Annotated in this window: 21 protein-coding genes; 11 read left to right on the plus strand and 10 right to left on the minus strand. The window is 56.4% G+C overall.

Going from position 1 to position 22036, the window contains the following annotated elements; genetic code table 11:
• Positions 1–676: hypothetical protein (locus IT585_12960; GenBank protein MCC6964155.1), on the plus strand; the 676-nt coding region annotated here is incomplete at its 5' end.
• Positions 677–692: 16 nt separating this feature from the next.
• Here IT585_12960 and IT585_12965 read toward each other — a convergent pair.
• Entirely contained in the window at positions 693–1703 is a 1011-nt protein-coding gene (locus tag IT585_12965; GenBank protein ID MCC6964156.1) for a SpoIIE family protein phosphatase, read from the minus strand.
• A 219-nt stretch (positions 1704–1922) separates the two neighbouring features.
• Here IT585_12965 and IT585_12970 point away from each other — a divergent pair, with 219 nt between their 5' ends.
• The 8 genes from IT585_12970 to IT585_13005 all read left to right on the plus strand — a co-directional run bounded on the left by IT585_12970 (position 1923) and on the right by IT585_13005 (position 13591).
• The gene (locus tag IT585_12970; GenBank protein MCC6964157.1) at positions 1923–2261 is read left to right on the plus strand and encodes an STAS domain-containing protein; all 339 of its coding nucleotides are present in this window, start codon (positions 1923–1925) and stop codon (positions 2259–2261) included.
• A 23-nt stretch (positions 2262–2284) separates the two neighbouring features.
• On the plus strand, positions 2285–2710 hold the full coding sequence (locus tag IT585_12975; GenBank protein ID MCC6964158.1) for an ATP-binding protein: 426 nt from the start codon (positions 2285–2287) through the stop codon (positions 2708–2710).
• A 20-nt stretch (positions 2711–2730) separates the two neighbouring features.
• On the plus strand, positions 2731–4953 hold the full coding sequence (locus tag IT585_12980; protein ID MCC6964159.1) for a SpoIIE family protein phosphatase: 2223 nt from the start codon (positions 2731–2733) through the stop codon (positions 4951–4953).
• A 64-nt stretch (positions 4954–5017) separates the two neighbouring features.
• Positions 5018–5485: an NUDIX hydrolase gene (locus tag IT585_12985; protein MCC6964160.1), complete on the plus strand. Its 468-nt coding sequence runs from the start codon at positions 5018–5020 to the stop codon at positions 5483–5485.
• A 27-nt stretch (positions 5486–5512) separates the two neighbouring features.
• Entirely contained in the window at positions 5513–7219 is a 1707-nt protein-coding gene (locus tag IT585_12990) for a BamA/TamA family outer membrane protein (GenBank protein ID MCC6964161.1), read from the plus strand.
• A gap of 170 nt (positions 7220–7389) precedes the next feature.
• Positions 7390–9174, plus strand: coding sequence for a GAF domain-containing protein (locus IT585_12995; protein ID MCC6964162.1), 1785 nt, complete (start codon positions 7390–7392; stop codon positions 9172–9174).
• A gap of 11 nt (positions 9175–9185) precedes the next feature.
• Entirely contained in the window at positions 9186–12500 is a 3315-nt protein-coding gene (locus IT585_13000) for a serine/threonine protein kinase (GenBank protein MCC6964163.1), read from the plus strand.
• Between the two features lie 611 nt (positions 12501–13111).
• Complete coding sequence (locus IT585_13005) at positions 13112–13591, plus strand: ferritin family protein (GenBank protein MCC6964164.1); 480 nt, start codon at positions 13112–13114, stop codon at positions 13589–13591.
• A 19-nt stretch (positions 13592–13610) separates the two neighbouring features.
• Here IT585_13005 and IT585_13010 read toward each other — a convergent pair whose 3' ends face one another.
• The 9 genes from IT585_13010 to IT585_13050 all read right to left on the minus strand — a co-directional run bounded on the left by IT585_13010 (position 13611) and on the right by IT585_13050 (position 20891).
• Positions 13611–14501, minus strand: coding sequence for a GGDEF domain-containing protein (locus IT585_13010; GenBank protein ID MCC6964165.1), 891 nt, complete (start codon positions 14499–14501; stop codon positions 13611–13613).
• A gap of 164 nt (positions 14502–14665) precedes the next feature.
• Complete coding sequence (locus IT585_13015; GenBank protein MCC6964166.1) at positions 14666–15397, minus strand: energy transducer TonB; 732 nt, start codon at positions 15395–15397, stop codon at positions 14666–14668.
• A 2-nt stretch (positions 15398–15399) separates the two neighbouring features.
• Complete coding sequence (locus IT585_13020) at positions 15400–16020, minus strand: biopolymer transporter ExbD (GenBank protein MCC6964167.1); 621 nt, start codon at positions 16018–16020, stop codon at positions 15400–15402.
• A 14-nt stretch (positions 16021–16034) separates the two neighbouring features.
• A complete protein-coding gene (locus IT585_13025; protein MCC6964168.1) occupies positions 16035–16508 on the minus strand; it encodes a biopolymer transporter ExbD in 474 nt (157 codons plus the stop codon).
• Between the two features lie 3 nt (positions 16509–16511).
• On the minus strand, positions 16512–17270 hold the full coding sequence (locus IT585_13030) for a MotA/TolQ/ExbB proton channel family protein (GenBank protein ID MCC6964169.1): 759 nt from the start codon (positions 17268–17270) through the stop codon (positions 16512–16514).
• A gap of 66 nt (positions 17271–17336) precedes the next feature.
• Entirely contained in the window at positions 17337–18032 is a 696-nt protein-coding gene (locus IT585_13035) for a hypothetical protein (protein ID MCC6964170.1), read from the minus strand.
• Positions 18033–18054: 22 nt separating this feature from the next.
• Complete coding sequence (locus IT585_13040; GenBank protein ID MCC6964171.1) at positions 18055–19860, minus strand: tetratricopeptide repeat protein; 1806 nt, start codon at positions 19858–19860, stop codon at positions 18055–18057.
• Positions 19861–19933: 73 nt separating this feature from the next.
• On the minus strand, positions 19934–20131 hold the full coding sequence (locus IT585_13045) for a hypothetical protein (protein MCC6964172.1): 198 nt from the start codon (positions 20129–20131) through the stop codon (positions 19934–19936).
• Between the two features lie 325 nt (positions 20132–20456).
• Positions 20457–20891: a peptidylprolyl isomerase gene (locus IT585_13050; GenBank protein MCC6964173.1), complete on the minus strand. Its 435-nt coding sequence runs from the start codon at positions 20889–20891 to the stop codon at positions 20457–20459.
• A gap of 179 nt (positions 20892–21070) precedes the next feature.
• Between IT585_13050 and IT585_13055 the strand changes: the two genes are divergently transcribed.
• Positions 21071–21772, plus strand: a complete 702-nt coding sequence (locus IT585_13055; protein MCC6964174.1) for an ABC transporter ATP-binding protein — start codon at positions 21071–21073, stop codon at positions 21770–21772.
• On the plus strand, positions 21769–22036 hold a 268-nt coding region (locus IT585_13060), incomplete at its 3' end, for an ABC transporter permease (GenBank protein MCC6964175.1). The genes IT585_13055 and IT585_13060, both read left to right, overlap by 4 nt.

Consider the following 22036-nt stretch of genomic DNA (forward strand, 5'->3'; position numbering starts at 1 on the left):
CGACACGCTGATCAAATTGGTGCAGCACACGCCGACGATTGAGTTTGGCGCGATGGTCATTCCGGAACGAAACGACACGATCCTGATCTGGCTCGGCGACAACAAGGCGCGGATGGATGCCGTAAACGGTGTCAGCACGCTCTATGATGCTGAGACAGACTCGACCGTCGTGGTCTATCACAAGTTCGAGATCTACACCCATGGCCTGCAGTCCCCGTTCGGAGGCGGTGAGCCGGCGGGTGGAGTAGACCTAACGGCCGGATTAGCGGCTCTGAATCCGACGTTCATTACGCACGTCGAAAAAACCTCAGAGAGCCAGTTGATTAACGGCTGGAACTGCGTCCGCTGGGTGCAGTGTGACAGCATGCCGATGATGGGTGCGGTCTTGCTTACGGACACTTGGACGACGGAAGACACGAAAGTCGACTTTGCTGTCTACAGCAAATTGTTGGCAGCCGGTGCAAATCGCCCGGCTATGAAGGCCGGATCGGAGGAGCAGCCCAAGATCACGGGATTGCCAATCCTGACCGTGGTCGAGATAAGGGCCGACTCGACAGCGGCTCTACCGACCGGGCTCGGATCTCGTGATGAAATTGTGCTGATCCAGGAGGTGCAGACGCCGCCGGGGCATTATGACATACCGGCGGGATACGAACTCTTCAGTAGTAACCGTTAGCGTCCCCGGCGTAAAGCTACAGCTTGCGGATGGCGATCAGGGTCAGGTCGTCAACCGCTTCCGGCTTGCCGGCATAGGCGAGCACGTCATCAACAAGTGAGTTGAGCATTTCCTGCAACGACTGAGTACGATGGCTTGAGACGAAGTTGACGAAACGCTCTTCACCGTACATTGCCCCGCCGCGTTCTTCACACTCGACAATTCCGTCCGTATAGAGAATCAAAAGGTCATGGGGGTAGAGCACACAAGACGCTTCACTATATCGAAAGTCCTCGTGCACACCCAGGATGCCGCCGGTAGATTCAAGCTGCTCGATCTCACCGCTGGTGCGGAAGATGATTGGCGGACAGTGGCCCGCGTTTGCATAGACCAGGCGTGCCTCAGGCGTGGCGCCCGGCGTAATTCCAAGGCAGACCAACGAGATGAACTTGGTGATGGGGACATTGCGACAGAGCCAGCGGTTGAGCCGTTCGACCAGTTGCGCGGGGGAGGCGATATCTTCGGCGAGGATGCGCAGGGCACCCTGGACATTGGACATCAGCAGGCCGGCGGGGATGCCCTTCCCCATCGCATCGCCGATAACGATCCGGTTCATTCCGTGACCGTTAGCACTGAGGAAGTCGTAGTAGTCGCCCCCGACGTAGCGCGCCGCCAGCGATCTGACCGCGACGTCGAATCCGTCGATGCGGGCAATCGTCTGCGGCAACAAGGCGCGATGGATTTTACTGGCCAAGAACAGCTCCTGTTCGAGCTGGGCCTGTTCCTCAGGGCTGATGCAACCAAGACAGACCTGGACCACCGGTTGGACTTCCAGGCGATGGCGCTCGATATCGGTGTGGCACGACTGGCAGACACCATAGGCGCCCTCCTCGACGCGCCGTAGGGCCTCGACGACTTGGCTTAGCAGCCCGCGGGCCTTCTGAATATCCTCTTGCGGAATCCCGGATGCCGTCTCGAGCCAGGAATTGAGATTTCGCCGGCGCTCCAGCAGCAGTTCGCGAAAGTGGGTCAGATCGGCTTGTGTCATATCCCCTCCAAGTAACTCCGTACCCTAAGTTACGCCGTGGCGAGCGTTTTGGACATCACTTTTGTGCGTCAAGACGCGGCCGCGACAGCGGCCAAATTCATTGACACAACTGCTCAAATTTCTTAATCTTACAGGCAGTCGAAAGCCCCGAATCGGGAGATTTCGGGCGCCGGGACTACTCTACCATAACAGGAATAATCTTTAGTTGGAAAGGATATTATGAAGCTGAACAGCCGCGAGCAGGACGGTATTGTCGTCCTCGAGCCGAAGGGTAAAATCATGGGGGGGCCGGACGCCACTGCCCTCAAAGAGTCGATTCGCGACTACGTGAACGCCAACAAGAAGCGCGTAGTCATTGACCTGAAGGAAGTTGACTGGATGAACTCGACCGGGTTGGGGATCATGATTTCCTGCCTGAAGACGGTGAAGGAATCGGGTGGCGAGTTGCGCCTGGCCAATGTCACTGACAAGATCAAGTCCTTGTTGACGATCACCAAGCTGGTCACGGTTTTCGACACATACGACTCCACCGACGAAGCGATTTCGGCCTCGAAGTAAGCCGGGATTGAGCCCCAACGAGGATGGACAAGCCCGCAATCTATGACAATAAGATCATCATCCCATCCGATCAGACGCTGATTGGCGAAGTGGATGATTTCGTCGAATCGCGATTGCGCGCCCGCGCGGTCGACGATTCGATTATTGCCGACATCGCCATTTGCGCCACCGAGATCGTCAACAACGGGATCATTCATGGCAACAAGGACAATCGCCAGAAGACGGTGACCCTGGAGATGGTCTTCTCGGACACCGAGGTGGCGATCACGATCACCGACCAGGGGCAGTTCTTCGATCCTGGTGCCGTCGAGAACCCTGTTGACGACCGGAACTTGATGCGGGAGGTCGGACGTGGAATTTTCATCGTCCGCAACCTGATGGACCGCGTTGACATTCAGCCGGCTGCCGGTGGCGGCACGCAGGTGACTTTGGTGAAGAAGCTCACCTGATCCCGTTCTCGGGAGGGGAATTGAATCTGGAACTGGCCATAGCCGTCGTTTACCTGGCGTGCGCGGCCCTACTGTTCATCATTTCCGTACTGATTTTTCGCGAGGATTCGCGTAAACGCATTAATCGCGTCACCGCGTTGATGTTTGCGTTCGCGGCCTTCGGTCCACTCTTCTACGGCTTCGGCATCATTCTGGGCGACGCGGTTGCTGCCAAGAGCCCGGTTTACAACCTGGTGTATGTCTGGGAGCTGTTTTTCCCGCAATTGGTGTTCTTTGCGCTGGTGTTTCCCAGCGAAGCGCGCTTCTACAATCGCTTCCCACGACTCAAGTACATCATTTTTGTACCGCACGTCTTCCATCTGCTGCTGACGACGGTCTTCGCCAATCCGGACAAGCTGCTCAAGTTGGTTGAACCGAAGCGGTTTGGGTCCTTCGGTCGGGCGATCTTCGAGCCGCTCGAACCGATCTTTACGCTGCTCGCGACCGGATTTGCCATGTTGCTGGAGTCGCACATCAAGTGGTTCTCCGCGGTTAACTTTGTCTACGTGATTATCGCGGCGGCGATCCTGTACTACTCGACCCGGCGAGTGATGGCGGCGCAGTTGGTGACCCAGGTGCGGGTCGTGATTTTCGGCATCATCGCCGCCCTGGCCATGTACGTGGTGGCCTTCATTCTACCCGCAATCGGGCTGCTGGAATTGCCTCCGGCCGTCAAGAACCTGCTGACGCTGGCGGCGCTCGTGATCGGGGGCGGCGCGATTGTCTGGTCGATCGTGCGCTACCGGTTCATGGATGTGCGTCTGATCGTGCGGCAGTCGTTGGTGTACACTGTATCGTCGGCGCTGGTGGTCGGCGCGTACGTGCTGATGATTCGGCAGTTTGAGGATGTCGTTCAGTATTTGTTCGGCGTCGACGTGCCGGGATTGGATATCATCTTCATTATCGTGGCGCTGATTCTGTTTCAGCCGGTGATGAGCCAGATCGACGAACTGATCCGGCGATTCTTCATCCGGGATAAGTCCGATGTTCGCAACATCGCACAAACCTTCAGCCGCAAGGTGGCGTCGGTGTTCAATCTTGATGAGGTCTTTGCCTTGGCGCATGAGGTGCTGACGCGACAAGTACTGCTGGAACAGGTCTATATTTTTGTGCGCACGCAGCAGAACGGCGGTGTGCGCTGCATGGCTGCCAATGCCGGTGACGCCGATTTACCGGATGTAGCGATCGCCTCCGGACTGCAGACGGAGTTGGTCCGACGTAGCGGCGTCAATCGCATCGACGAGTTGCTTGGCGGCTTTCCCGACTCGGGGCTATTGCAGGCGCTGGCCGCACGTCGGGTGCGCTACATTGCGCCGCTGGTCTCGGGCGACGAATTGCTTGGCTGCGTGGCGAGTTCCGAGAAGGTGTCGGGATACCGGTTAAATTCCGAAGACGTCGCGACGATCTCGACGATCGCCGATCAGCTGTCGCTGGCAATCAACACATCACGACTGTACCGCGAATCGATCGAGAAGCAGCGACTGGTCGAGGAGATGAATTTTGCCCGCGCCATCCAGTTGGAGCTATTGCCGAAGGCGTTCCCTGCGGGTGACGGTTTCCACTTCTCGGCGTTTTCCGATCCGTCGCTGGAAGTCGGGGGGGACTATTTTGACTTTATCGAAACTAATCGCGGTACCATTACCGTAGTAATCGCGGACGCATCGGGCAAAGGGATGCCGGCGGCGCTATTGGTTAGTCAGATTCAGGCGGCGATCCGCACCGAGATCAAGCATCAAACGCCGCTCCCGCAGATGCTGGTCAATGTCAATGAGTTGCTGCAGCAAGAGGCGTTGAGCGACAAGTTTGCCACGCTATTTCTGGCGGATTTCGACCCGCAGACGCGCCGATTGCGCTATTCCAATGCCGGACACAACTATCCCATTGTGATCTCGGCGCAGGCCGAAGAAAGGGAACTCGATCGCGGCGGTCTGCTGTTGGGCGCATTTCACGATGTTGCCTATGAGGAGGGCGAAGTGCAGCTGCAGGCGAATGACATCTTGTTTATCTATACCGACGGGTTGAACGAAGCCTACAACGACGACGATGAACAATATGGCGAGGATCGCGCCGTCGCTGTGATCAAGAAGCATCGGCAGCTCCCGGCCGCGGAGATTCAGCAACGGATCATCGAAGACGTGCGCAACTTTGCCGCGCCCAACCCGTTGCAGGACGATATGACGCTGATCCTGCTGAAAGTGCATTAGAATGCAAACCAAAGACCCAATTTCAAGTTTCCGCTATTGTCCCAAGTGCCGGGCCGAGTTGCTGTTGGAAACGTATAATCATCGCCCTCGACGCATTTGCGGCATCTGTGGCTATGTCGATTTTCACAACCCCGTACCGGCAGCCGGCGCGATTGTGGTCAAAGATCGCCGACTGCTTCTGGTGCGCCGCGCCGAGCATCCGTACAAGGACGACTGGTGCATACCGGCCGGCTACATGGAGTGGGACGAGTCGCCACGCGAGTGTGCCGAACGTGAGTTGAAGGAGGAGACCGGGTTGGACATCAAGGCCGGAGAGGTCTTTGAGGTCTACTCTGGCACCGATGATCCCCGCACAAATGCCGTACTGATTCTTTACTTCTGTGAAGTGATCGGCGGGCAAGCGGTGGCCGGTGACGATGCCGCCGATTTGCGGTTCTTTGCCCTTGATGAAATCCCGAAGAATATTGCCTTTGAGGCCCATCGGCAGGCGCTCAAGGACTTGCAGCGCCGCTTCCCAAATCTCTTGGGATAGGATTACAATCGCGTAGAATCTACAGGTATGTACCGACTACTACTAACCCTCCTTCTGGGTCTTGTCCTCCTGATCGCAGTCTCGGCCGCCGCCCAGACTCAGCCTGATGTCGTCATCATGTTCGATCGCAACATGTGTACGATTGCAGTCAGGGGCTCGACCGATTCCGGCGACGTGAGTTTCCGGCTCGACGACGTGAGCGTCGATGGGCGCCGCATCACTGCCGGCCCAAACCTCCTGATCGAGGGCGATAGTTTGCGCCTGGGCACCTCCGGGGTCAATCTGAGTTCGCTGTCAGTGGCCGACGCCCAGCAGGCGGAAGGCAAGTATACCATCCGCCTCACCGATGCTTCCACGGCGGCACAATCGCGGCGCGGGCGCGCACCGGCTGATCGGTTCGGCTCGTTCTCGACTCTCGAGATCCCCGCAGCTGACTTTGTCCGTGGCAGCGTGTTTGCAGTCGGCGGTGAGATTGTCGTTCGCGGCGAAGTGAACGGCTACGTGGTCGTACTGTTCGGCGACGTCAATTTGACCGAGACCGCCGCGTGTCATCGTGATGTCTACGCCATCGGTGGCCGTCTGCAGCGGCACAACAAGGCGCGCGTATACGGGGCGCTACAATCAACGGATTCCTGGAAACGCAGCGATATTTTCCGGCGGCGCAAGCGGTTGTACGGTCACCGTCCAGTCGACTGGATGCAGCACGTCTCCTATAATCGCGTCGACGGCGTCACGCTGGAGGCCGGTGTTTCATTCCACTCAGAGGAAAACGCCATGCCGCGCTTCTTCGGACAAGTCGGTTACGGAATGTCTTCGGAACAGTGGAAGTACCGGCTCGGCTTCGATCAACGAATTTTCGACTATAACCAGTTGAGCTATGGTGGTTCGGTACATCGGCAAACCAAGACCGACGACGAATGGACCGCCGGCCGTGATGAGAATACGGCCTACGCTCTGCTCTTCAAACAGGATTGGCGCGACTACTATCAGGGGGAGGGCGCCGAGCTGTTCATCCAACAGGAGATCAACGCACGTCATGAGCTGCGGCTCACTTACACAGTGGAGGAGTTGGATTCGCTGCCCGCAAATCCGCGTCTGTGGTCGCTGCTGGGTCCGCGCGCATTTCGCTCAAGTTTCTCGCCGATTGACGAGGCTGAGCGACCGGCGGCGATGGCGGCATATAGCCGTGACGGCGCCGAACTGAACTTGAGCTATCGCTATCGGTCGAATCTGTATCAAGAAGAGGGTAAAGTCTCCGGCTGGTGGCTGCAAGCGCAGTATCAACACTCTTCGTCGGCAATTGCCTCAGAATTCAAGTACGACCGCTGCCGATTCGAAGTGCGGCGCTACCAGCTACTTAACGACTATCTGAGTTTCAACGGCCGCGCCGTTTACGGACAAACTAACGGTGAAGCGCCGCCGCACCGGAGGTTCTATCTGGGCGGCATCCGCACGCTCCGGGGGCACCCGATCAAGGAATATGACGGCTCGCGCCTTGCATTGGTCGATCTGGAGTATATCGTGAACCCGGTTCGGACGATCCTTGACTTCGTCGTGCTGTTCGATCTTGGAACAGTCGGTCACGATTCGGACTTTCTTTCCAAGAGCCGCTGGCGCGGCGACTTCGGGCTCGGCGTGATCATTGGGGAAGACGTGCGCATTGAGTTGACTCGACCCTTCAATGGCGACGCCAGCGACCTGCAACCGAGCGTGTTGATCGGCCGCAGTTTCTGAGCGTATTCGGATTGATCTTGTTCATCCCGCACCCGCCAAACGGCACCGTTTCCGGCTGAAACGACCGGGCTCTGCAACTCAAATCACCCTGGTGTCGACCGCGAGCCGAATTCCGCATTCGGGGGCCCGTTACCCCGGTTAACTAATTGGCGAATCAGCCGATACCAAACATGAAGACATCGACAGAGTACGAGGCTGAAGTCTTTCGAGGGAAGCGTATGCCGTTTAACAAGGACACTAAAGGACTGGAAAGAACCGACAAGTTCATCCTTCCAGTTGACCGCGAGTTCAGCAACGACGAAGCGCCGGAAAGCGCCGACGACCTGTTGTCGCGCGGCGCCAAATCCATCGACCAAATTCTCAAATCGCGTCCGAATCTGGCGACCGAGAAATCGAATACCGCCGAGATCGCCAATTACAAGACGCTCCTGGAAATCGCGGCCGCGGTCAACAGTACGCTTGTCACGGACGACATCCTGCAAATTGTCATGAAGCGCGCGATCGAGTTGCTGAAGGCGGAGCGGGGCTTCCTGATGCTCCTTGACGATGCCAATCAGCTCCAGTTCCGCACGGTTTATAATCTGTGCAAGGAAGAGCTGATGCAGGAGGATTTCAAGTACTCCGGTACCGTCGCCAATCGCGTGGCAACTTCCGGCATCGCCGAATACACCTCGGATGCGCAAAACGACGAACGCTTCTCCAAACAGGAATCAATTCGCAGCCTCAACCTGCGCTCCATCGTCTGCGTCCCCCTTAAGATTCAGGATAAGGTCATCGGCGTCATCTACCTCGACAGTTCGAGCGAAGGCCGGCTGTTCTTCGAAAGCGACCTCTACTTGTTCGAGCTGTTCGCCACGCAGGCGGCAATTGCGATCAATAACTCGCGGCTGTACGAGCGCATCCTGCGCCTGAAACGCTTCAACGAAAACATTGTCTCCAATACGCCGGTCGGACTCGTTGTGGTCAACGGCCAGTTTGAAATTCTGACGATGAATGCCTCGGCGGAACGGATCTTCGGCCAGCAGCTGGCGTCGACCGCGTCCGTGACGACGCTGCTCGATTCGTCCAACCTTGAGCGCTGGGAGCAGTCGATGAAGAATGTCCTGGCGACCGGCACACCGGAGAATCTCCCACGATGTTATTTGACCATCGGCGAGGAAGAGAAAGTCGTTTCGGCCAAGGTATCGCCGCTCGAGGATACCGATCATCACGGCCGCGGCCTGATCATTGCGATTGAGGATATCACCGAAAAGACGATCTTGGAAAATTACGTGACAATCTCCGAGAAGCTCATCGCCAAGGGAGAGATGGCGGCCTCGATCGGCCACGAGCTCAATAACTTCCTCGCCATCATCTCGAACAACGCCGAGCTGCTGCAAATCCGCCTGAATAAAGGCGAAGTCGACAAGGCCGAACGCTCGGTACAGGCGATTCTCGACAATATCGGCAAGATCAAGCGCTTTACGGATAACTTGATGGATCTCTCGAAGCTTGATCAGGAACTGGTCAATTACAACGTCAACCACCTGATTGACGATTTGCTTTTCACGATTAAGTCGCAGCAGCGCTTTAAACGCGTCGGCTTCGTCGTCCGCATGAGCCCGGAGATACCCGATATCGAGATCGATGTTGGCCAAATTCAGCAAGTGTTCTTGAACCTGCTCTACAATGCCGCTGACGCTCTGGATGGTGGTACCGGCAAATCGGAAATCGTGCTGACCACGCGCCGCGAAGGCGATTTCGTGGTGGCGACAGTGCGCGACTCCGGTTGCGGTATCCCGACGGAGAATCTGGAAAAAGTGTTCGAGCCGCACTTCTCGACCAAGCAGCACGGCCACGGTCTCGGTCTGTCGAACTGCAAGCGCATTGTCGAGAACCACGGCGGCCAGATCTCGGTGCAGAGCAAGGTTGGCGAATACACGGAATTTAAGGTAACGTTACCGACTAATCGCTGACGCACGTTCATATGGAGCCCAGGTTTCCCGCTTTCCTACAGCTGACCGGGGCGAAGAAAATCGGCGCAGGGGGCAGCGGACTCGTTTACGCCGCTGAACATCCACGCTGGGGCGCCGTGGCCGTCAAGGTGGCGAACGAATCTTCCGCCGAATATCGTCAACTCTTCGTTTCCGAATACAACCTGCTGCGTAGTTTGCAGCATCGGGCAATACTGCGCGCCTTTGCCTATCACACGCTCGCCGACGGACGCGCGGTCATCGTCATCCAGTTGTGCCCGAACGGCGATCTCTACAAGAATACTGATCGCTTGCCGCTGCGCGAACGGTTTGCCGCCCTCGGCGGCGTGATCTCGGCCCTGGAGTACCTCCATGCCCTCGGCATCATTCACCGCGACCTCAAAGGCGAGAATATTCTCGTTCATCCGACGGAGGGACTGAAGCTCAGCGACCTCGGGCTGGCCGCATCACACCACGACTCCAACCGCGAGCGCGGCGGCACGCTGGAATATATGGCCCCGGAAGTGATTGACAACTCAGGTGCGCGCATCGAGTCAGACATCTACTCGCTGGGAGTGATCTTGTACCGCGTGGCGACCGGCGAATTGCCGTTTGCGGCCAGCGATCCACTGCAAGTCGTGTCGCAGAAGCGCCTCCCGGCATCCGCCTTGTCCGAACGGCTGGAGCAAGCAGTGTCCGAGCGGTTCGCACGCGTAGTACGGCAATGCCTGGATCCGGACCCTGCCAATCGGCCCAAGAGCGTGCGTGAAGTCGCCGATACGCTGATCGTAGATCAACTGATCGATCGTAATGATTACGACCAGCGGCCAATCGATGATTTCCTTCACCACCACTGCTACAGCTTGCTGGCGAGTTTCTGCCGGCAGGAGTTGAAGGCGGCGGATGATTGTGTCATTGTTCATCACCATCAGGAACCGGGAGCTGGACTCGAAGCGGCGGTTAGCGATTACATCAGCCTGTCTGGTCGCAACGTAATGGCATCCTCCCCGGCGGCTGTGGAATTCGTTGATGCTGCCGAGCATCGACAGGTTCTGCTGGTGCCGCAGCCTGTGACGGGAGTTCACGCAACGACGATTGATTTGTCCGAGCTGGATCGGTTCGCTTGCGACGCCGTATTGCAGAAGATCTTCACCAAGGAATACGGTAGCAACACATCCGAGCGCTTGTATCGCCTCACGTCCGGAAATCTGGCCCTGCTGCGCATCGTGTTGCGCGACTGGGAAATCCGGGGGATGGTTGATGTCAAGGGCGGCCGTCTGAATGTCGATGCCGTCGCGCTGTACCGTTACACCCCCAACGACGACTATTATCGCCTGGTGCGGGAAATGCTTCCGGAAGTCGCTGGCGCCGTCGATCCGACTCTGCAATTCTTGTCTGTTGATCCGGGCCTATATCGCTTCAGCGAACTGGGCGATCTGGGACGGCTGAAGTATGAGGAATTGACGAGGCTGGCGGGCAGCGGTTGGATTGACCCGGAGATTCGCGGATTGCGCCGCAGCTACTTCCGCGAATATATCGCCCAGCATACGCCGACCGAACTGCGGCGACTATATCACGCCGATTGGCTGAAAGTGATCAAGGAGACGGACGGACTTGAGCCGCTGGTACGCGAGCGGCTTCTGTTCCATCACCATGCCGGCGCTGACAACCATCCGCAGGCCGTGGCGGCCGCGGTGCGACTGGCGCGGATGCTGCAGCAGCGGCAGTCGCTGGATGAGGCCATCGCCATTTTGCGGCAAGCACGATCGCTGGAAAAATCCTGCCAGGACAGAGCGCGGATGCTGGAGTTGTTGCTGTTGCAGGCGGAGCTGTACAAGCTCACCGGCGATCTCAACCGGGCGTTGACCTGCCTGAGTGCGGCGATTCGCATCAGCCGGAGGATTGGCGACATGGCGGCCAGCGCCGACGCTTACAAACGACTCGGTGACATCTATAAGGGCAAACGCGACTATCGCCGCGGTAGCCGGGCGTTGGACCGCGCGGTCAAGTATTTTGGCGAGCTCGGCGACGAACTCGAGTTGTCGCACTGCTTTAACAACATTGGCAATATCTGCTGGATTGCCGGTGATCTTGAAGGCGCTGAAATCAACTACGAGACCGCGTTGGAAGTCCAGAAGCGCCTCAACGCGCTGAAAGATACAGCTTCAACGTTGAACAATCTCGGCACGGTGAAGTACTTGCGCGGACACGCCGATGAAGGCATCCGACTCTATAAGGACTCGGTTGAAATCAAGAAGCGGCTCAACGACCTCCCGGAGTTGGCGCGAACCTATAACAATCTGTCAGTCGCCTATTTCGAGCAGGACGAGCTCCAGACCGCACAAGAGTACTTGCGCCAGGCGTACGAAATCAATCTGCGGCTCGGCGCTGAAGAAGAACTGATGTACAACTTCGAGAACTTCTGCGAGATCGAGGTGCGGCATGGGAACTACGGCGAGACGCGTCGCTGGGCGATCGAGGGGCTCAAGCGGGCGCCGCGTGACGCACATGCCGCCCGCGGTAAGCTGATCTGCCATCTGGCGAACTTGGCCGTGCTGCAAGGGCGATTCGACAAAGCCGCGGCGCTCATCGCGGCAGCCAAGGCTCGGGCGGAACGAATCACCGATCGGATGCTGACGATGAGCGTCGCGGCCGTCACAGGAGACTACCATCGGGTCTTGCTCAACCACACGACCGCCCTGGAGGCTTACGCTATCGCGCTTGAACACGCGCAGCAACTATCGTACACGCGCGAAATGGCGTCCTTCCTGATTCGGCGCGCTTACTGCGAGCGGGCGCTGCAACGTCCCGAGGCGGAGGTCGCGGCAACCCACGAGGCGGTTCGTCCCCTGCTGGCGAAATTGAGTGTCAAGCGCGAGCGCTTCGACTTCCTGTTGGAACTCGCCGACTTTCATCTCATGGCCGGTCGGTTGGAGGCCTGCGAAACCACGTTGACCCAGGCGATCGACTTCCCGGACTTCGATGGCATTAATGCTCTGCGACCGCGACTCTACTTGCTGCGGGGACGGTTCGAACTCGAACGAGAGAATCTGCCCAAGGCAATGATGCTGCTTAACGACGCGGTAATTGGCGCCAAGCAACTGGCAACCCCTGAAGCGATTTGGCCGAGCTTGATGTACTTGGGTGAATGCAACAAGCGTAAGAATGATTTTGAGCGCGCCCTCAAGTACTTCATCGAGGCATTCAGCCTGATCCGCGATTCGGCCAGCTACGTTCCGAGTCGTTCGCTGCGGAAGCTCTACTTGTCCGATCGGCTGAAACTGAGATTGGGTGAGCGGTTGGAGGAGATGTCGGCCCTGGTTGCCTAAAGAAAGAAGGGCCGCGGTGAGGCGGTCCTTCTCGTTAAACCGGTTAGGTGAGTCAGAGTTTACTGGCCACCCTGGCTGAAACCAACTGGGGCGACTTTCTCCTCCAACACCTCGATGATGAGATTGTACAAAGCCGTCACCTCCTCCTATGAGCTAAGGGAACCGGTTACCACGACGCCGATCGATATCGGCAATCTTCTTATCTTTTGGCATCCGCCTGTTAATGCTGTTGTACTGAGAAAACACTCTACATCCATGTAGATGCCATTCTTTTAAATCTAAACTCTAATCCACTGGCTAAAGTATACGGCTGAACTCCATGTATGTCAAAGGATTTTTGTTGACGACGCCCGTCAAAGTTTGTGATAACAAACTCTGATCAATATGTTGTGGTAGGTTGAAAAACGACTCCACAATATGTTGTATTTCAATCGCTTTGCCTCTCAGAAAAAAGATCAGCGAGCGTGATGCTCAGACCCTCGCCCCATATTCTGCTTGGTCGCTGAGGCGAGATGTCGACAATCGCTGCCCGGTGCTGAATAAACTTGACGGCCACGTCGGGGCTCCTATATTCTGGAGCAATTAGTATCTTTTTTGTGAGGTTTACAATCATGACTATCAGCGCACAAGCTCTCAACTATCTGACTGCAGGAATCCAGGCCGAGATCGCGGCATATGTGTTTTACAAAATCGGGGCGGACAAGGTCGGCGACGAGGACATCAAGAGGACGATGTTGCATTTTGCCGGCGAAGAACGCAAGCATTTCCTGACGCTGGAGCACCAATACGACCAGCATGTGCGATCGGAGAAGTGGGTCACCTATCGTGATATCATGAACAAAGACGCCTTGCCGACGATTGACGAAGCGATGGGTGAAAAACACGTCAAGCGCATCGCCGAGGTCAAAGCCGCCAAATCGAAGCAGGCAATTCTCGCGATCGCTCTGCAATTGGAAAAGGAAGCCTACGCGATGTATTCAGAGGCGGCGAAAACCTCGACCGAAGCTGACATTAAGAAGACGTTTGAGTATCTGACCCAGTTCGAGATGGGGCATATCCGCAACGTCGAAGCGATGATGGCGGAAAAATAGGGTCGAGCCCGGAAGCTGACTAATAGCTGACGTGATTCTTGCCGCGGTGCTTGGAGCGGTAAAGGAGTTCGTCGGCTTTTGAGAGCAATTCGGAAGGGGTGCGAATTCCATCAACCAGTGCGGCGACACCCATGCTGATGGAGAAATCGAGTTTTCGGCTTTGGTAGACGTAGCTCCACTTGCTGATCAATTGCCCTAGTCGTTGGGCCAAGAGCACGGTATTGTTCAAATCGGTTTCCGGACACACGATCAGGAACTCATCGCCGCCAAGCCGTCCGAAGAAGTCCTGTTCGCGAACATTCTGCGCAACCAGACGGCAGCTCTCCATCAATAGTTGATCCCCGGCCAAGTGACCGAAGCTATCGTTGATCTGTTTGAAGTGATCGACGTCGTAAGAGACGATCGACAACGGCCGCTGATAACGGCGTGAACGCGAGAACTCCTGTTCGAGTCGGCTGAGGATATGCTGCCGGTTGAAAATCCCGGTCAGAAAATCAGTGGTCGCCAGTGCGAACATCTGGCCGAAGAAGCGATTCTCGATGGTGTTTGAGCGAATGAACTTGAACATCACGCGGCCGATCAGGATCAAGTCGCCGTCGCGCAGCATAATTTCCGTCACGCGCCGTGAATTGACGATGGTACCGTTGGTCGATTCCAGATCGCGAAGCCAGATATCGCCGTCACGTTCAAAAACTTCGGCGTGTTGACGGCTGACATTGTCGTCATCGATCGGAATCTCGCTCCCAGCCATGCGACCGATACGGATCGGCTTAGCGCCGATGGCATAAGTCATGCCCAGAAGTGAACCGTGCATCACCACCAGCATCGGTTGTGCACGCTGATCGCCGACATTTTCCGGTTCCGGCGTCAGACTGACGTTAGTCGATGTGTTCTCGAACTGATTTAGCATCGCAACTGATCGAGCCAGCCCCGTTAACTCCCGTATTATCTAGTTCGGCATGATCGACTGCGCGCTTAACCGCTGGGTGGGCTGGAGTTGCGGGAGCTGTTTCAGATGAAAACAAAAGCCCCGGCCGCAGGACCGGGGCTTGACTGAAATCGGATAATTACAGCTCAATTCTTGAGCTGGAATTTGACCTCGTAGGATACCCAGAGCATCACCGGCTGCTTGTTTTGCATGGCCGGTTTCCACTTGGATTGTCGAGCGGACTCCAGGGCTGCTTCTTCGAAGCCGGCATTGGCCCCGGACTCCTTGAGTACAATGGCATCGCGGACATTGCCGTTCTTGTCCACCAGCACTTTCACCCAGACCGAGCCCTCAATACCGGCTTTGCGGGCGATTTCCGGGTACTTGGGCTGCACGTTCTGAATTTTGACCGGCTGTTCTTCGACGGCGATAAACTCATCCGGAGTCGGGATGTATTCTTCAATCGGAATATCGACCTGGACATTGACTCCGGAGCCTTCGCCTTCGCTCAGTACCGGGGAACTGATCTCCGCCAGCTCCTCCTGTGAGACCACGACGAAATCTTCGGTGACCTCTTCATCCGGGACTGCCTCCGGCAGCGTGAACTTGGGTGCGGCCAGTTCCTGCGTGACTTTCACCTGAACCGGCTTGGTCGCCACCGACGGCGGCGGACCCAGCTCGGAAATATCGCGGATGACAATCGTCGCGGTCGGGATTTCATCCTCTGCCGTCAACAGGCGCACCAGCGCGATCAGGAGAAAAATCAGCGTGAACGCACCGAGAACGAACAGAACGGCATTGCGCATGTTCTTCTGATAGCTGCGCTTCAGTTCAAACGCGCCGATCGGGGAGAACTTGGCGACATAGACATTGGCCATGGCTAACTACCTCCTCCGGTTACGCCGTAGACTTTCTCCATTTTCTTGTCGTCCCGCTCGCTCCAATGGTCAATGGAGTAGCGGAAACTGAAACGTTCCTCGTCAGGATTCTCAGCCTTGTAAGCGCGCATGAACTCTTCGTTCCCGCGCAGCAATGCCTCGGTGACTTCGATTTCATCGAGGAGATCGACCATGCGCGAGTACTTGGCTTCGGGGTGGATCAGAATCAGCGTGTTCAGTTTCGGGCGATCCCAATTATAGCGAATAAAGAGATTGCGCACCGAATCGATGGGAATTTCGCGCGGATCCATCTTCTCGGATCCCGTCTCCAGATTGTTGCCGATATCGTAGTAGACATCGCCGTACTTGTCGACGCGGATGTTGAGCAAGTTCGACTGCTTGACTTTCCCGCGTTCTTCTGTGGTGTCGGTCTTGGGCGGGAGGTTAATCTCCATCGCCTGCGGCATCGCAAAGACCGTGGTGACCATGTAGAAGATCAGGAGCAGGAACGCGATGTCGACCATCGGCGTCATATCGATACGGATACCGAGACGACGCTTTTTCCGGCGCAGGCCTTTGCCTTTACCACTACTTTTTTCTTTTTGTATTACTTCACCGGCCACAGGGCGTCACCTCCTCAGATCTTCTCCGATTCCAGTTCGGTAATGATCTGGAATCGCGAGAGATTGGATTCGACCATGGTATCCATCACCTTCTGCATGGTCCCGAATTTCACATCTTTGTCCGCTTTGATGATGACCAGGGCGTTGAAGTTCCTGGCGCGGATCGCATTGATCGTGTTTCCAACCGTGTACGGCGTCGCCTCTTCGTAGTAGCGCTCGAGCGTCGAGATCTTGCGGCCGTCGACCTCTTTCTCAACACGTTCGACATAGTCGACGAAGATCGAGTCATCGGGGGTCACCGTGACGATGATCTTGTCTTTGGACGGCAGTTCGATCTGCGAGTGCGACGTCGGCAACGACACCGCTTTCTGCTCCGGTGGCTTGAACTGAGTGGTGGCCATGTAGAAAATCAGGAGCAGAAACGCGATATCCACCATCGGTGTCATATCGATGCGGATGGCAATCCGCCGTTTCTTCTTGATCGCCATGGTTTACTTGTTCTCCGCCGCCGTCTTGAACAGTTGCAGCACTTCGTAGGTCGCTTCGTCCGTCGTGTAGTTGAACGAGTCGACCTTGTTCACGAAAAAGTTGTAGAAGAAGATACCGAGAATACCGGAGATCAGGCCGCCCGCGGTATTCACCAGTGCTTCCGAAATACCGACAGCCAGCTGGGTGGCGTCGATCACACCGCCGGAGGCGTGACCCGTCGCGGCGAAGGCGCGGATCATACCAATGGTTGTACCCAAAAGTCCGACCATCGTTGCAATCGACGCGATGGTGGACATGGCGATCAGGTTACGTTCAAGCAGCGGTCCTTCGAGGGCATTGGCTTCCTCGATCGCCGCTTGCGTGAGGGCGATCTTCTTTTCAGCGTCCAGTTTCGGATCGTCTTTGACGCTCATGAAGCGGTCGATGCCGGCGCGGAGGACGTTGGCGGTCGTGCCGCGCTGCTTGTCGCAGGCAGCCAGGGCGCCTTCATAGTCGCCTTTACGCAGCATGGCAATGAGATTCTTGAAGAAGACCTGTACGGACGCTTTGCCCTTGGCAACGCGCAATGACAGGAAGCGCTCGACAACGAAGGCCATCAGCATGAAGAAGATCGCGATCAGGATGACGACCAGCGGGCCGCCCTGATAAACCGAGTGCGCGATCGTGCCTTTCGGTTGAGAGCCCAAAATCGGCTTATAAATGATGTAGCCCACCATAAAGGCGATGAGGGCATTGAGCGTTACAAACAGCGACTGTTTCACTGATTTATTCCTCCGATTTCAGTTTATGACGAGAAATTAATTCCGATTTCCGCAGCCCGCAACAGCTTACAGCTCTTTGGACTTGTTAAAGTTTATGATAAAGGCGAAGACCGACAGCCACATGCCGATATGCGCCAACTGCACAAAGGTCACGATGGTGTAGCGCGGTCCAAGCTCTTCAATGCCCAGATGTTGGCCAAACGGGATCCGCTGGCCGATCAGGCCGAGCAGGACGATCGCCAGGAAGAGCAGGAAGCCGATGGCGTTGAGTCGCAGCACCTTCTTAAGCTTCTTGGCGTAGGCCTCCTCGGACGAGGCTTTACCGAAGATCGTGATCAGCACGAACACGCCCAAGACTACCGACAGAACCGCCATGGCGGCCAACAGATAGACGGTCAGCGGGATTACCCAGCCGCCCATTTTGTCCACGTAGAACCAGAAACCGCCCAGATTAAGCAGGCCGGTGATCCCGCCGAAGCTAACGGGGCCATAGAGCGTGTGCGCCCGCATCCAGGGTAGAAAGGGCGCAACGATCATTACCACCGAGGCGATGATAATAAAGAGGCGGTCGACCCGCGTGATGACGCTGGAGTAGACCACCGAATTGCGGTAAATCGATCCGATCTGCTGCTTGATGCTGGCGACGTAGCTTTTGCGCTCGTCCTCGCTTTTCCAGAACGGACCGGTCTTGGTCGGGTAGACTTCAAAACCGATAAACCGGTACCGCTCGTCGACCGGGTCGAGATTTTGTTGATCAGCCATCAGGTACTTCCTCAGGTTTTATCTACTCGAGATTCTCCAGCAACGTCTTGAGCGTCTCATTTTTCGGATCGCACTGCAACCCACGTTTGACCCATTTCAACGCTTCTTCGTCGTGCTTGATATCATCATAAAAGCTATTAGCTTGTGCCAACCATATAATGACGTCGATCTCCTTGCATTTGTCAACCCCGTTCGCGTCCATGAGATTATAGGACTTCAGGAGATACTCGATCGCTCGGTCCTTCTGCACCGGCTTCTCCGTGATATAAAGATAGCCCAGCCATTTGAACGGCTCATAGTTCTTGGGATCGAGTTCCGCCCACTCCAACAGGTACTTGCGTCCCTTCTCGCGATCTTTCAGTTGGAAGAGATAAGTTGTCGATAAGGTCTTGACGACAAAGACCGACTTGGGATTCAACTGGAACATCTTCTCAAGATACTCGGTGGCCCGGTTGTAGTCGGCCATCTTCAAGTACGAGAACGCCAGGTATTGATATGAAGGCACATGCGTGGAGTCCTGGGCAATGCGGCGTTCCAGCCAGGGAATGGCTTCACTGTACCGGCCAAGATTGTAATAGACCAGCGCCAGTCGATTCCAGAGAAATACTTCCTTGTCATTCAGCTCGATTGCTTTGACGTAGTACGGGATCGCTTCGACCAAGAACGTCGTATCGACGGTGCCTTCCTTCTTGGAATCATAGTAAAGCTGGTCATAGGTCAAGGCGCGGTCGCGGAAGAACTCAAAGTGCTCCTTGCCCCAAACGTAATTGGAGTCACCCTTTGTGATCTTGTCCTCGTAGGCCTTGTAGGCGGCGACTGCCTCATCATAGCGCTTGAGGCGGAACAGCGATTTGGCCTTGAAGTCATACGCGACCGACTTGTCGGTGCCCATTTCGATTGCTTTGGTCAACCGCTCAATCGCCACTTCGTAGGCGCCGACGTAGTAGTAGGCCTGACCTAAACGATAGTCAACGTCAACGGTTTCCTGACCACCAGTGCCGAGATAGTGCTCGTAAGCCCAGATGGCATTCTTGAAGATGTCGGTGTAGCCGTTGGTCGTGCCGTTGGAGGGATCCTGTGTTAAAGCCGCCTGCACCTTGGAAAGGCCACTGAGCATAAAGATGTCGCCGGCGAGGTGATAGGCCTGAGTGTAGTTGGAATCGAGACCGATCGCCTTGTTGATGTTTTGCAGCGCTTCGGTAAACTGCTTCTGCATGTAGTAGGCGCGGCCCATGCGGTAGTAGGTCGGCACGTCCATCGAATCGCGCGCCAGCACTTCTTGATAACCCTGGATGGCAACAGCGTAGACGCCGTTCTCGTAATTGAGGTCGGCCAGATCACGCATATACTCAATGTTGTCCGGTTCCTCCAGCTGAGCCTTGCGCAAAGCAATATCGGCTTCCGTAAACTCCTTACGGGCGATGTAATAGTGACCAAGATGGTCGTAGAAACGGCCTTTGGCCGTTCGGCTCTTGGCGACGCCTTCATCCAAGATCTTCTTGGCCTGTTCCCACTTCTGGTCATGAATATAGACCAGTGCTAGGTACGCCTTGGCCTCGTCGTGCTTCTTCTTCAGTTCGAGGCACTTGTTGAAGGCCTTTTCGGCAGCCGGCCAGTCTTCCTTCTCGATGTAAGCGCGGCCGAGCCAGTAATAGAGATCCGCATACGAGGGATCTTTGGCCACCTGGTCGTTGATAAACTGGATTGCCTCGTCAAGCTTGCGCTGGCCGATCAACTCTGCGGCATCGGCGGCGGCATCGGCAAACGCCGGCGCCGCGACGCCCAGCAGCAGGCTCAGAAGCAGGCTGATTGTCAGGGCTATTTTCATAAGAGTTCGACTCCCATCGTTGTCACTGCGACAAGACCAAAGACTGCGAATATATCCCTGTTCCGAGCAAGCGTCAAGGTCTTTCCCGCTCGTCCCGGCCGGGGCGAAAGATCATAAACAGCCGCAACGCGGCATAGGCCAGAATCGCCGCACCGAAGCCGATGCGATACGGGGTTTCGAGGATGCCGATGTACCCGGACAGCACCAGAACTCCCACGATCGCGACGATTGCCACGGAGGCAATGCTGACGTATTTTTCAACCGCTGCCATACATCAATCTCTTCGAGAATTTATACAGTTGGACAACGGATTTCTTCCCGGCCGGTCTAACACGTTCTCCACCACTCAATCAACCAGGCACAATGCGCCTCTATACGGGTTTCACAAATTCCGTGCCGAGCGAGAGGATTTGTGGTCATATAAGGGATTGCAGAATAAGGAGTTACCGAGCGAGTAAAACGACGCTGTGCTGCGCGCAGATTCTGCGCTTTGCAGATCGGGATATCGCCCTGGGCACGCTCATAGACAACGGGTTACGAGAAGTGGAATCATCGAACCGATACGCGATATTCTGCGCAGTCGCGCCTTTGCCAGACTATGCTGCGAGAATCTCGACCAATTCAATGTCAAACACGAGGTCCTCGCCCGCGAGCGGGTGGTTGGCGTCGAGTGTCACCTTGCCCGCTTCCAGCGCGGTTATTCTCACTCGCACTGTGGAGCCGTCCGGCTGTTGCATGCGCAGACTCAATCCCAGTTCCGGTTTGATGTCGGCGGGGAACTGCGATTGATCGACCTGAATGACCAGATTGTCACGGTGGCGGCCGTATGCGTCATCGACGGGGATAGTCACAGTTACCGATTCACCGACCTGCATGCCGGAGACGGCGCGGTCAAAGCCGGAGATAACCTGTTGTTCGCCCAATGTGAATTCGAGCGGCTCGCGCCCCTCGGAGCTGTCAAAGACGGTGCCGTCGGCCAGTCGGCCGGTGTAGTGAACGCGGACAGTATCGCCGGATTTGGCGGCGGCCATGAGGGACTCACTTTCTGATTTACACGCATCCCGGCGACTCCCGGACAGCGTATAAAGCGACTAGAAGTTCAGCGGAGTATAGGCATCAGGACTGCAGAAGTCAATCCATCTGCGCTGCGAAATGCGCCGCTGAACGTTACTTGCGCGGATGTTTGAATTTGAGTAATTGAAGCGCGTCCATGAACGACAGCTACATCCAGACCGCAGAGCTTTGCCGCTATTATCGTCGCGGGCCGCAGGAAATCCGGGCGGTTGACCAGGTGAGTCTGGCCGTGACGCGCGGCGAATTTCTTGCGGTCGTGGGGGCCTCCGGATCGGGGAAATCGACGCTGCTCAACCTGCTGGCCGGGCTGGATACACCCACGGCCGGGCGGATTCACATCGGCGGGCTTGAACTCGGCTCGCTGAGTCGGCGCGAGCTGGCACGATATCGCGCGCAGCAGGTGGGAATGGTGTTTCAGACCTTCAATCTCCTGGCCCATCACTCAGCCCTCAAGAATGTTGAAATCGCACTCTACTTTCAGGAAGTGGCCGCGCGCGAACGACGGCGTCGGGCCGCGGAAATCTTGGAGCGGGTGGGTTTGGCGGATCGACTGACGCACAAGCCGAGTGACATGTCGGGTGGCGAGCAACAACGAGTAGCGATTGCGCGGGCGCTGGTCAAGCAACCGGAGGTTATCTTCGCCGACGAACCGACCGGCAATCTCGACCTGGACAACAGCCGGCAGATCGCCGAGCTGCTGCAAGAACTGAATCGGCAAGGCTTGACCGTGATCATGGTGACTCACGCGCGGGAAATGGCCAACGCGATTGCCCATCGCGTCGTGAGGATGTACTACGGAAAGTTGGTCGGCGAAGCTGAAAGCGGAGTCATCCCATGACGTGGCGTGATCTGGCCGCGGCCGCAGCCGAAAATCTCTGGCGCATGAAACTGCGGTCGGGGTTGACGGTTTCCGGGATCGTGATCGCAATTGCCGCCTTTGTCTCGATGCTGTCGTTCGGGGCCGGCAACCAGAAGTACGTTAACGACCAGTTTGAGAAGTTTGGTTTGTTCTCGACGATCCATGTCTTCCCCAAGGGCGGTCAAACGGAACGCGATCCACATATGCACCCGGAGCCGGCGGAAGAAGCAGCGGTGGATACGA

This window comes from Candidatus Zixiibacteriota bacterium, from assembly GCA_020853795.1.
Taxonomy (GTDB): domain Bacteria; phylum Zixibacteria; class MSB-5A5; order CAIYYT01; family CAIYYT01; genus JADJGC01.

Bases quoted from the DNA above. Each gene is read 5' to 3' on its own strand.
- IT585_12965 (MCC6964156.1), bottom strand. From the start codon at position 1,703: ATGACACAAGCCGATCTGACCCACTTTCGCGAACTGCTGCTGGAGCGC.
- IT585_12970 (MCC6964157.1), top strand. From the start codon at position 1,923: ATGAAGCTGAACAGCCGCGAGCAGGACGGTATTGTCGTCCTCGAGCCG.
- IT585_12975 (MCC6964158.1), top strand. From the start codon at position 2,285: ATGGACAAGCCCGCAATCTATGACAATAAGATCATCATCCCATCCGAT.
- IT585_12990 (MCC6964161.1), top strand. From the start codon at position 5,513: ATGTACCGACTACTACTAACCCTCCTTCTGGGTCTTGTCCTCCTGATC.
- IT585_12995 (MCC6964162.1), top strand. From the start codon at position 7,390: ATGAAGACATCGACAGAGTACGAGGCTGAAGTCTTTCGAGGGAAGCGT.
- IT585_13000 (MCC6964163.1), top strand. From the start codon at position 9,186: ATGGAGCCCAGGTTTCCCGCTTTCCTACAGCTGACCGGGGCGAAGAAA.
- IT585_13005 (MCC6964164.1), top strand. From the start codon at position 13,112: ATGACTATCAGCGCACAAGCTCTCAACTATCTGACTGCAGGAATCCAG.
- IT585_13010 (MCC6964165.1), bottom strand. From the start codon at position 14,501: ATGCTAAATCAGTTCGAGAACACATCGACTAACGTCAGTCTGACGCCG.
- IT585_13015 (MCC6964166.1), bottom strand. From the start codon at position 15,397: ATGGCCAATGTCTATGTCGCCAAGTTCTCCCCGATCGGCGCGTTTGAA.
- IT585_13025 (MCC6964168.1), bottom strand. From the start codon at position 16,508: ATGGCGATCAAGAAGAAACGGCGGATTGCCATCCGCATCGATATGACA.
- IT585_13035 (MCC6964170.1), bottom strand. From the start codon at position 18,032: ATGGCTGATCAACAAAATCTCGACCCGGTCGACGAGCGGTACCGGTTT.
- IT585_13040 (MCC6964171.1), bottom strand. From the start codon at position 19,860: ATGAAAATAGCCCTGACAATCAGCCTGCTTCTGAGCCTGCTGCTGGGC.
- IT585_13045 (MCC6964172.1), bottom strand. From the start codon at position 20,131: ATGGCAGCGGTTGAAAAATACGTCAGCATTGCCTCCGTGGCAATCGTC.
- IT585_13050 (MCC6964173.1), bottom strand. From the start codon at position 20,891: ATGGCCGCCGCCAAATCCGGCGATACTGTCCGCGTTCACTACACCGGC.
- IT585_13055 (MCC6964174.1), top strand. From the start codon at position 21,071: ATGAACGACAGCTACATCCAGACCGCAGAGCTTTGCCGCTATTATCGT.